At 58.6% G+C, this 11,246-nt stretch carries 9 protein-coding genes and 1 pseudogene; 6 read left to right on the forward strand and 4 right to left on the reverse strand.

Features of this window, described 5'->3' with window-relative positions:
- Positions 1-561: pseudogene (locus Q1B15_RS00925) on the reverse strand (alanine--glyoxylate aminotransferase family protein); the annotation flags it as partial.
- Positions 562-687: 126 nt separating this feature from the next.
- On the opposite strand from Q1B15_RS00925, the gene Q1B15_RS00930 reads away from it, so the two are divergent.
- Positions 688-2,472 carry an ABC transporter ATP-binding protein gene (locus Q1B15_RS00930; RefSeq protein WP_299748767.1) on the forward strand — a complete coding sequence of 595 codons (1,785 nt, stop codon included), beginning with the start codon at positions 688-690 and terminating at the stop codon, positions 2,470-2,472.
- On the opposite strand, the gene Q1B15_RS00935 is transcribed toward Q1B15_RS00930, so the two are convergent.
- Entirely contained in the window at positions 2,469-3,158 is a 690-nt protein-coding gene (locus Q1B15_RS00935; protein ID WP_299748770.1) for a TIGR04283 family arsenosugar biosynthesis glycosyltransferase, read from the reverse strand. The genes Q1B15_RS00930 and Q1B15_RS00935 overlap by 4 nt on opposite strands.
- Positions 3,159-3,216: 58 nt before the next feature.
- Between Q1B15_RS00935 and Q1B15_RS00940 the strand changes: the two genes are divergently transcribed.
- Complete coding sequence (locus Q1B15_RS00940; protein WP_299748773.1) at positions 3,217-3,954, forward strand: folate-binding protein; 738 nt, start codon at positions 3,217-3,219, stop codon at positions 3,952-3,954.
- Positions 3,955-4,046: 92 nt separating this feature from the next.
- Here Q1B15_RS00940 and efp read toward each other — a convergent pair whose 3' ends face one another.
- Positions 4,047-4,610 (reverse strand): elongation factor P, encoded by a 564-nt coding sequence (gene efp / locus Q1B15_RS00945; protein ID WP_299748776.1) that lies wholly within the window; start codon positions 4,608-4,610, stop codon positions 4,047-4,049.
- Positions 4,611-4,831: 221 nt separating this feature from the next.
- Here efp and Q1B15_RS00950 point away from each other — a divergent pair, with 221 nt between their 5' ends.
- Together Q1B15_RS00950 and Q1B15_RS00955 are read left to right on the forward strand one after the other, a co-directional pair.
- The gene (locus Q1B15_RS00950; protein ID WP_299748779.1) at positions 4,832-5,152 is read left to right on the forward strand and encodes a DUF6280 family protein; all 321 of its coding nucleotides are present in this window, start codon (positions 4,832-4,834) and stop codon (positions 5,150-5,152) included.
- A 121-nt stretch (positions 5,153-5,273) separates the two neighbouring features.
- On the forward strand, positions 5,274-6,521 hold the full coding sequence (locus tag Q1B15_RS00955; protein WP_299748782.1) for an aminopeptidase: 1,248 nt from the start codon (positions 5,274-5,276) through the stop codon (positions 6,519-6,521).
- Between the two features lie 80 nt (positions 6,522-6,601).
- Here Q1B15_RS00955 and Q1B15_RS00960 read toward each other — a convergent pair whose 3' ends face one another.
- Positions 6,602-8,974, reverse strand: a complete 2,373-nt coding sequence (locus Q1B15_RS00960; protein WP_299748785.1) for a UvrD-helicase domain-containing protein — start codon at positions 8,972-8,974, stop codon at positions 6,602-6,604.
- 254 nt (positions 8,975-9,228) lie between these two features.
- Between Q1B15_RS00960 and Q1B15_RS00965 the strand changes: the two genes are divergently transcribed.
- Complete coding sequence (locus Q1B15_RS00965; RefSeq protein ID WP_299748788.1) at positions 9,229-10,377, forward strand: alpha-hydroxy acid oxidase; 1,149 nt, start codon at positions 9,229-9,231, stop codon at positions 10,375-10,377.
- Positions 10,378-10,553: 176 nt separating this feature from the next.
- Positions 10,554-11,246, forward strand: a 693-nt coding sequence (locus Q1B15_RS00970; protein WP_299748801.1) for a biotin carboxylase N-terminal domain-containing protein, incomplete at its 3' end; no start/stop codon positions are given.

Below are 11,246 nucleotides of genomic sequence, written 5' to 3' on the forward strand. Positions count from 1 at the left end.
CCATGCATCCATCCGGAAATCGTCACACCCAAGACAGGCAATGCAATCAATCATCAAAAGTGCTGGATGGGCGACCTCGTCCATGGCCCGGCGCAGCGCTGCCACATCGTTCCTGATCGACGTCGATGTATCCACCTGCACCGTCATCACAGCTTTAATCTCATGGCCCTTATCGGCCAGCAACCGCTCCGCCAATCGTCCGAAATCAATCTTTGCGCGCGGGCCAAAATCCATCACTTCGGCGTCAATCCCAAGCGCGCGCGCCATCCCGGCCCACCCTTCCGAGAACGTTCCCGTCGACGGCACCAACACCTTATCACCGCGAGACAGCGTGTTCGTCAGCGCCGCTTCCCAGACGCCGTGGCCGTTCGCAATATAGATCGCCGCGTGGCCTGACGTCCCCGCGATCGCCTTCAAATCCGTAACGATCCCCGGCACCATATCGGCCAGTTCCCCGTGATAAATGTTGGGCGCAGGGCGATGCATCGCCGCCAAAACGCGATCGGGAATCACCGAAGGCCCCGGAATTGCAAGATAGTGCCGACCATTTCCAAGCGACATTGAGGCATCTCCTACACACAAACACGGGTTCCTAAGACGCCCCAAACGTCGGGTCAATCACCCGCTTGCTTGTCTGCCCGGCCTATCACGGCTAGTCAGACCCGAAACCAAAAGATCGAAGTGCACGTGACAAACCCTGACGCCCCCCTTGGACAAGAGAGAACCGACGATGGCGAACGCCGTCCGCTCGTCGGTTGGCTGTGGCGTACCTATCTGAAGCCACAACGCGTTTTTATTGGGATCGCCCTCTTCCTTATGGCCATCGAGGGCTCGATGCTTGGCGCGCTCAGCTACATCGTCCGGCCAATGTTCGATCAGGTCTTCATCGCCGGGGATCGCGCGGCTGTTGGGTTGGTCGCAGCGGCGGTCGGCTCAATCTTCGTGATCCGGGCGATCTCGGCATTCGGCCATCGCACATTGATGCAAGGTGCGGGTCTGCGGATAATCACGTCGATGCAAAAAGACATGGTCGCTCACCTCGTCACACTGGACAGCCGTTTCTTTCAGTCCAACCCGCCCGGCACCTTGATCGAACGGGTACGCGGAGACACCAGCCAGGCCAACAACATCTGGGCAGTGGTCCTTGGCGTGGTGGGGCGCGACATCGTCAGCCTCATCGCCCTTTTGGCTGTCGCCATTTCGGTGGACTGGCTCTGGACTCTGATCGCCGTGGCAGGCGCCCCACTTCTTCTCGGCCCGGTCATTGGGTTGCAACGATACGTGCGTAAACGCGCGTTTGCCGCCCGTGACGCCGCCGCAAGGCTATCCAACCGCCTTGACGAGATTTTCCACGGCATCAATACGATCAAACTGAACACCAGCGAAAACCGCGAAAACAACCGCTTCAGCACCACCGCAGCCGGCTACCTCAAACAGGAAATGCACGCGCGTATTGGTCAGGCCGCAATCCCCGCCATGACCGATTTGGTGGCGGCTATCGGCTTTGCAGGCGTGCTTGTCTACGGGGGCAATCAGATCATTGACGGAGACAAAACAGTCGGCGAGTTCATGTCGTTCTTCACCGCCATGGGCCTAATTTTCGAGCCCCTGCGCCGCGTCGCCAACGTCACCGGTGCCTGGCAGGCCGCCCGCGCCAGCCTTGAGCGCATCCAGGACGTCTTTGAAGCTAGGCCGACAATCACATCGTCCACAGACCCGAAACCCGCGATTGTCGCCCCCGAAACCGCAGATATTGTGCTCGAGAACATCGTGGTGCGCTACGGCGGCGAACCCGCCCTTAGCGGCGCGACCTTCACTGCCAAAGCCGGTCAGACCACTGCGCTTGTTGGGGCATCAGGCGCCGGAAAATCAACCATTTTTAATGTTCTGACGCGACTTGTTGATCCCAGCGAAGGTACAATTACGATCCATGATACCAAAAGCACTGACCTTACGCTGGCCGACCTGCGCGCGCTCTATTCGGTCGTGACCCAGGACGCGCCGATGTTTGACGAAAGCTTGCGCGACAATATCGTCCTCAACACACCCGGCGTCACCGATGCTCAATTGGCGGACGCAGTTGAGGCCGCGCATCTCACCGAAGTCGTAGACCGCTTGCCTCAAGGCCTCGAAAGCCCCGCAGGACCGCGCGGCTCGGCCCTTTCAGGGGGCCAGCGCCAGCGCGTCGCCATCGCTCGCGCCCTTCTGCGTAACGCACCCGTGCTGCTTCTGGACGAGGCAACATCCGCCCTCGACGCGCAGTCCGAAGTCCGCGTGCAGGCCGCTCTTGATGATCTGGCCAAGAACCGCACGACGCTGGTGATCGCCCACCGCCTCTCGACCATCCGGAACGCAGACAAAATCGTGGTGATGGATCAGGGACGGGTCGTCGATGAAGGCCGCCACGAAGAGCTTCTCGCGCGCGGCGGAGTCTACGCCAGCCTCTACGCGCTACAATTCGCCAATAGCTAGCGCTTCCCCTCGTATCCGCGCATAAGGTCCGCGGGACGCACCCCAGCAAAATACCGCAAAAGCGTCCAAACATTGCGCAAGATGCGCCGTGTCCACCCATCCGCCTTGTAGCGCGCGGCAGACGTCTCGGCCACCGCCTCCAACATCCGAAGCCGCCCTTTCAATGCCCTTGCAAGGGCGACGTCCTCCATCAATGGAACCTCCGGCACCCCGCCCACGTCTTTCAGAACCGCGCACTGAACCAAAAGCCCCTGATCGCCGTAAGGCAAACCCAACACCTTCGAACGCAAGTTCGCACCAAAAGCCACCAACGCCGGCGCCATTCCGCGCGCGCGAAACGCAAGCCGAAAATACCCCGCCTCGCCCGGATGCCCCGCCATATGACGCACAACCGACTCAACCCAATACGGCCCAAGGTGCGTGTCGGCGTGCAGGATCATAACCCACTCGCCGCGCGCCAACGCAACGCCGCGCGCAATCTGCCCACCACGCCCCGCAGGTCCCTCGACGATCACCGCACCAAGCGCGCGCGCAACCTCCAAAGTACCATCATCCGAGCCCCCATCCGACACGATCAGCTCGCCGATCACTCCCTCGGTCACGCCTGTCAACAACGCTTCAGCGGTCTGCGGCAATAAAGCCGCGACATTCAGGGTTGGGATCACAACAGATAAGGGGGCGCGCATGGGGTGAAGTCCTGATTGGTTCGCTCTATATAGAGGTGAGGCAACAGGAGAGACCAGCATGCACGGCCGCACAGTTTTAAGGATCACCGGCAGCGACAGCACCAATTTCCTGCAAAACCTCATCACCAACGATATGGCGCGCCTTGGCGATGGCCTCGTGTGGACCGCTTTGTTGACGCCACAGGGCAAATACCTCGCCGACTTCTTCCTTCTGCGCGACGGCGACAGCGTCCTTCTTGACGTTGCCGATAGCCTTGCCCAGGGCCTCGCGCAGCGCCTCACGCTTTACAAACTGCGCGCCGATGTGAAAATCGAAGCCACCGACATTCAACCCTCCCGCGGCCCCGGCCTCGCGCCAGCGGGCGCGTTTGCGGATCCAAGACACGCCGAGATGGGCTGGCGCGCCTACGATGGCCGTGCCGATCAACCCGCCGACTGGGACGCACTGCGCGTCGAACACCTCATCCCCGAAACCGGGATCGAGCTTGTCCCAAACGAAAGCTACCCGCTTGAGGTCGGCTTAGAGCGCCTCCACGGCGTCGACTTCAAAAAGGGCTGCTACGTGGGCCAGGAAGTCACTGCGCGCATGAAGCACAAGACCGAGTTGAAAAAGGGCCTCGCGCAGGTCGAAATTGACGGCGACGCCTCTGTCGGCACCGAGATCACCACGCCAGACGGCAAACCCGCGGGCACGCTTTACACGCAGTCAAACGGCAAAGCCATCGCCTACTTGCGCTTTGACCGGGCAGTGGTAGACATGAAGGCCGAAACCGCCACGCTCCGCCGCATCTTTTGACTTTGAATGCGCCAAAGTAGCCCCGTCAAAAGCAAAGGGCCGCTCGAAAGCAGCCCCCAAAAGCGAATCAAACCAAAGGTATGGGCGCAAACTTACGCGCGCTCGGAGTAATCCATCGTCTCGGTGTTGACGATAATATCCTCGTCCTGCCCCACAAACGGCGGCACCATCACCTTGATACCATTGTCCAACACCGCAGGCTTGAACGAGTTGGCGGCCGTCTGACCTTTGACGACTGGCTCAGTTTCAACGACCTTGCACGTCACCTTTTGCGGCAATGTCGCGCTCAGCGCCTCACTGTCATGGTATTCAATCTTGATCGTCATGCCATCTTGCAGGAACGGACGCCGCTCGCCCAGAATATCTACCGGCAATTCGATCTGCTCGTAGGTCTCGTTGTCCATAAAGACCAACATCCCGTCGTTCTCGTAGAGAAACTGCTGATCTTTCTGCTCAAGCCGAACCCGCTCGACTTTGTCAGCCGAGCGAAACCGCTCGTTCAACTTCGAGCCATTGCGCAGATTCTTCATCTCCACCTGTGCAAACGCGCCGCCCTTTCCGGGCTTTACGTGATCGGTTTTCACCGCAATCCACAAACCGCCGTTATGTTCAAGAACATTTCCGACTCGAATCTCATTTCCATTGATTTTGGGCATGCACGTCAACCAAGCGTTAAAGTTGATATAAAGTTCATGAATGCTATATTATAGGTGTAAGACGCTGACAAGGCGGCGATAACTACAGGGGGAAGGCGCTAAGCTATGCGTTGAACGCATATGAGCCATTCCTAAATAGCAAACCTAAAGTGCTTCAGGACGCGCCATAAGGAACGCCACCCCTCGGAATGCAAGAGCAAGAATAAGAAAAAGGAAAACGTATGGCTGATTTTGTGGACGGCACCGCATTCAATCACGAGCAAGGCAACCGCGCGAAGAAGCTTTTCGCCGCTGTGGTTCTGGCCGCTCTCGATGATGCAATTGCCGACGACAAGAAATACGGAAACGGACCAGAACAGATCGCACGCTGGGCGCGCTCGCGCGATGGCCGCGAAGTTCTGTCCTGCGCTGGGATTGACCCTAACGAACGTGTTGTGAAGGGTCTGATGGAATTCGTCTCTAAAGGCGTGCGGACTTCGGTCGCTCTTAGCCGTGAAGAAAGCGAACGTCGCAACGCGGCAGAGCAGGCCAAAGCCGCCTGATCCTAAGCGACTGTTAGACAGAAAACGCGTCCTCGTTCGAGGGCGCGTTTTCTTTTTTGCAGCCCGCTCTTTTCGCGCCCCCGATGCGCCCTCTATGGTCCCCTAAAAGGAGCACCCATTAATGTCCGACGCCAATCTCCCCTTCGACATCCAATACCTCGAGCGCCTCGCAGATGTCGCAATCGGGACCGGCCTGAACCTGCAGCCGGGTCAGCAACTGGTCCTCACCGGGTCCGCCGAAACGCTTCCCCTCCTGCGCCGCATCGCAATCGCCGCATATAAGGCAGGCGCCAGCGTTGTGACCCCGATCCTGTCAGACGAGGCAATCACCCGCGCGCGGTACATGCACGGCGCAGACAACAGCTTTGATGCAGCCCCCGACTGGCTCTTCGCTGGCATGGGACAAGCCTATGAAGCCAACGCCGCCCGCCTCCATGTCTCGTCCGAAAATCCCATGGCACTCTCGGACATGGACGCAGACAAAGTAGGCCGCGCGTCCAAAGCGAACGCCATCGCCTATAAACCTGCGCTCGAGAAAATCTCCAGCTTCGCAATCAACTGGTCGATCATCTCCTATCCAGGCCGTGCCTGGGCGCAACTCGTCTTCCCCGAAATGAGCGCAGACGATGCCCAGGCCGCCCTTGCCAAAGCTATTTTTGCAGCTTCGCGCGTCGACTGTGACGATCCTGTCGCCGCCTGGGATCAGCACAACATCGACCTTGCAACCCGGCGCGACTGGCTGAACGATCAACGCTTAGACGCCCTCCACTTCAAAGGCTCTGGCACAGACCTCACTGTGGGCCTTGCTGACGGCCACCTTTGGTCCGGCGGCGCGGCAGAAGCCAAAAACGGTATCACCTGCAATCCCAATATCCCGACCGAAGAAGTCTTCACCACACCGCATGCAGCGCGCGTCAACGGCACGGCCCGCGCCTCAAAGCCGCTCAGCCACCAAGGCAGCCTGATCGAAAATATCGAAGTCCACTTTGAAAATGGGCGCATCGTCAAAGCCAGTGCCACACGCGGCGAGGAAGTGTTCCAGAAACTTATCGAAACTGACGAAGGCGCTTCGCGGTTGGGCGAAGTCGCCCTCGTCCCCCACGCCTCCCCGATCTCGGAAAGCGGCCTACTTTTCTACAACACTCTCTACGACGAAAACGCCGCCTGCCATATCGCCTTGGGGCAATGCTACAAAGACTGCCTCGTGGATGCGGACGATATCTCAGACAAAGATCTCAAAGCCCGTGGCGGCAATTCAAGCCTCATCCACGTCGACTGGATGATCGGCGGCGCCGAAACCGAAATTACCGGTATCACTCAAAACGGCGAACGCGTCCCGGTGTTCCGGGGTGGTAACTGGGCTAACTGATCTCAGACAAGCAAACGCCAAATCATCTTTTGATCAGGAAAATCCCGGGGTAAGGTCCAAAGGACCAACGGGCAGCGCCCCTAAAACGGAACGTCGTCTCCAGCGGAGGCGGCGGCCGTAATATAATTCGCGACGACCTTCTTGTCGCCCGCCTTGTCGAACGCGATATCCAGTTTGTCGCCCTCAATCGCCGTAACAGCCCCGTATCCAAATTTCTGATGAAAGACCCGATCGCCGACGGCAAACGTCGAGACCGCGCTCATGTCGATCACCATATTGCGCGCTTCTGACGGCTGCGACATACCACGATGCTGGCTGCGTTTTTGCAGCCGCTTCCACCCCGGGGAATTGTACCCATCCGCCTCCGCAGCCGTTTCCTGCAAATTACTTTGCACCGGCTCGCCCATGCCCGCCGCCGCCGCGCCAAATCCACCGCCATAAAGCCCCGGCGGCGTCAAAACCTCCACATGCTCCGCCGGCAATTCATCAATAAACCGCGACGGCATCTGGCTTTGCCACTGCCCATACACCAGCCGGTTTCCTGCAAAACTAATCGTCGCCAGCTCCTCGGCCCGCGTGATCCCCACATAGGCCAGCCGCCGCTCCTCCTCGAGACCCTTCAGCCCCGTTTCGTCCATAGAGCGCTGCGAGGGAAACAACCCTTCTTCCCAGCCCGGCAGGAAAACGGCGGGAAACTCCAAGCCCTTGGAGCCATGCAAGGTCATGATCGAGACCTTTTCCTCGTCCTGATCGCTTTCATTATCCATGATCAACGAGACGTGCTCTAGAAACCCTTGTAAATTCTCAAAGTTTTCAAGGGCTTTCACAAGCTCCTTAAGGTTCTCTAACCTTCCAGGAGCCTCCGGCGTCTTCTCGTTCTGCCAATGCTGGGTATAGCCGCTTTCATCCAACGCCTGTTCAGCAATCTCGATGTGACTGACGCCTGCCCGCACCATTCCGTGCCAACGCTCAAGCCCCAGAACCAGCGTCTCAAGTTCCTTCGCGCCCTTGCCCGTCAGCCCCTTAGCATTCAGCAAAATCTTCGCGCCCTCGACCAGTGAAACCCCGTTGGAACGCGCCGCCATCTGAATTTTTTGTTGTGCCTTGTCGCCCAGTCCGCGTTTAGGCGTGTTCACAATCCGCTCAAACGCCAAATCGTTCTCCGGGGACACCGCCAGCCGGAAATAGGCCATGGCATCGCGGATTTCCATCCTCTCATAAAACCGCGGCCCCCCGATCACACGATACGGCAATCCAATCGTCAGAAACCGATCTTCAAAAGCGCGCATCTGATGCGACGCCCGCACCAAAATCGCCACCGATTCCAAGCCGAACGGATGCAGTCCCCGCGTCCCGCGCTGTAGGGATTCAATTTCTTCACCAATCCAGCGCGCTTCCTCATCGCCGTCCCAATGCCCGATCAAACGAACCTTCTCGCCCTCCTCGACATTGGTAAACAGCGTCTTCCCAAGCCGTCCCTCATTGCCCGCAATCACACCGGACGCCGCCGCCAGAATATGCGGTGTGGATCGATAGTTTTGCTCCAGACGCACCACTTTCGCGCCCGGGAAATCCTTTTCAAACCGCAGGATGTTGCCCACTTCGGCTCCGCGCCAACCATAGATCGACTGATCGTCATCGCCCACACAGCAGATGTTTTTGTGCCCCTGCGCCAACAGACGCAGCCACAGATATTGTGCCACGTTCGTATCCTGATACTCGTCCACTAGAATATATTTGAACCACTGCTGATACTGCGCCAAAACATCGTCGTGGTTCTGGAAAATCCACACCACATGCAAAAGCAAATCGCCGAAATCCGCGGCGTTCAGGGTCTTCAAGCGTTCCTGATATTGCTCATAAATCTCAACGCCTTGGTTGTTAAACGCCCCGTGTTCTGCCGCAGGTATCTTGTCCGGCGTCCACGCTCGGTTTTTCCAGCCATCAATCACATGCGCCAACTGCCGCGCAGGCCAGCGCTTTTCATCAATCCCTGCCGCCACGACCAACTGCTTAAGCAACCTGATCTGATCGTCCGTATCCAGAATCGTGAAGTTTGACTTCAACCCGACCAACTCAGCATGCCGGCGCAAAAGCTTCACGCAAATCGCATGAAACGTCCCCAACCACGGCACGCCTTCAACCGCCTGACCCAAAAGCCGCGCCACGCGGTTTTTCATCTCGCGTGCGGCTTTATTGGTAAACGTCACGGACAAAATCTCATTCGGCCGTGCACGGCCTGTCGACAACAAATGCACAACCCGCGCGGTCAAAGCCTTGGTTTTACCAGTGCCGGCACCGGCAAGCATCAAGACCGGCCCGTCAAGCGCCTCAACTGCCTCACGCTGCGCAGCGTTAAGCTCGTCTAAATAGGGCGCGCCGCGCGCCGCCACCGCCTGCTGTGACAGGGGGATACGATCGGGGAAGTCGGAGTCATCTGCGAAACTGTTCATGGGCACGAAACTAACCCCTGACACTCAAAAGTAAAAGACTTGTTCGCATTATGTTCTTCAATCACCCGCGCCCACATTTCCCGCCTGACGCACGCCGCAAGAACACGCGGTTCTTGCGTCACGCTCTATGCCGTCTCACTCTTGCTCTTTGCCGGGGGCATGATCCCCCTCGGTGCCCTCATCGCCGAATGCCTTCTGATCTGACACGCATGCCTCGTATTGTGCACGCCGCTCCTTGATCTATAACCGATCGTATGAGTCTCGATATCCGCTACCCCGCCATATCCGATCTGCGCGAAGGTGCTCGCCAACGCGTGCCACATTTCGTGTTTGAATACCTCGACAGCGCCACCGGCGTCGAAGACCAGCACAAGCGCAATATGGACGCGCTCAGGTCGGTCCATTTCATGCCCGGCATCCTTGAAGGGCCGATGACACCGGACCTCTCCACAAAGTTCCTCGGGCGCGACTACCCCCTGCCCTTCGGCTGTGCGCCCGTCGGAATGTCCGGCATCATGTGGCCCCGCGCCGAGAAAATCCTGTCGGCCGCCTGCGCCAAAGCAGGCCTGCCCTACACGATGTCGACCACCGCCACAGTCGTGCCGGAAACGCTAGCGCCCCACATCGGCGATCAGGGCTGGTTCCAGCTTTACATGCCGCATGACAAAGCCATCCGCGCCGACATGCTGGATCGTGCGACCAGATCAGGTTTTCACACGCTGGTGCTGACCGCAGACGTCCCCGTCGACAGCCGCCGCGAACGGCAGCGCCGCGCCAATCTGCAAATCCCGCCGCGCCTTAATGCGCAAATGATCTGGTCGATGATGACTCACCCGGCATGGACCATAGGCACCCTGCAAGAAGGCATCCCAAGCCTCAAATTCGGTGAAAGCTACGTCGACAAAAGCAATAAGTTCGACTCGATGGCCCATGCAGGCCACATCATCCGGGGCCAGCCGTCCTGGTCCGACATCGACGAAATCCGCGCCCTCTGGAAAGGACCGATGATTGTAAAAGGCGTGCTGAAAGAAGACGACGCAAAACGCCTCGTCGAAAAGGGCGCCGATGCAATCTGGGTCTCTAACCACACGGGCCGCCAATTCGACGCCGGGCCTGCGTCCATCCACCAACTGCCCAGAATCCGCAAAGCTGTTCCCGACACGCCGCTCATTTTTGACAGCGGCGTCACCTGCGGCACCGACATCCTGCGTGCCCTCGCGCTTGGGGCTGACTTCGTGATGATGGGCAGGGCATGGCACTACGCAGTCGGCGCCCTTGGCGAAAAAGGTCCGCCCCACCTAATGCACATTCTGCGCGATGACATTGAACTGGTGATGGGCAACCTCGGCACCCGCACGCTCTGGGATCTTAAAGGCGCGCTCATCCGTCCCGATTGGGCCTGACCCAATCCGCTTCACCTTTCCAAAATACCTCGTTTATAGCGATTGCTTGCAATAACCAGTCGACAGCACATTGACATGCAATGTGCGAGAGACCCCGCCATAATTCCAACAACAACCTTGCCCAGACCCCGCGTGGCCGCTAACAAATGCTGCAACTGCAAAAGGAAGGCACACCCATGGCTGATTTTCAGAAAATCCTCATCGCCAACCGTGGAGAAATCGCCATCCGCGTCATGCGCGCCGCCAACGAGTTAGGTAAACGCACCGTTGCCGTCTACGCCGAAGAGGACAAACTCAGCCTCCACCGCTTCAAAGCGGACGAAGCCTACCAGATCGGCAAGGGCCTCGGCCCCGTCGCTGCCTACCTGTCCATCGACGACATCATACGCGTCGCCCGCGCCTGCGGTGCCGACGCCATCCACCCCGGCTACGGCCTCCTGTCGGAAAATCCCGATTTCGTCGACGCCTGTTCCAACAACGGCATCACCTTTATAGGCCCCAAGGCCGACACCATGCGCGCGCTTGGCGACAAAGCCTCCGCGCGCAAGGTTGCGATAAAAGCCGACGTGCCTGTAATACCGGCGACCGAAGTCCTCGGCGACGACATGGCCAAGATCAAAAAACAAGCTGCAAACGTTGGCTATCCGCTGATGCTCAAAGCTTCGTGGGGCGGTGGCGGACGCGGCATGCGCGCGATCAACAGCGAAGACGAACTGGAAGAAAAAGTTCTCGAAGGACGGCGTGAAGCTGAAGCCGCGTTTGGCAACGGTGAAGGTTATCTTGAAAAGATGATCATGAAAGCTCGCCACGTCGAGGTACAGATCCTCGGCGACAGCCACGGCAACATCTACCACCTTTGGGAGCGTGAC

The sequence above is a fragment of the uncultured Boseongicola sp. genome (assembly GCF_937988555.1).
Taxonomy (GTDB): Bacteria; Pseudomonadota; Alphaproteobacteria; order Rhodobacterales; family Rhodobacteraceae; genus Boseongicola.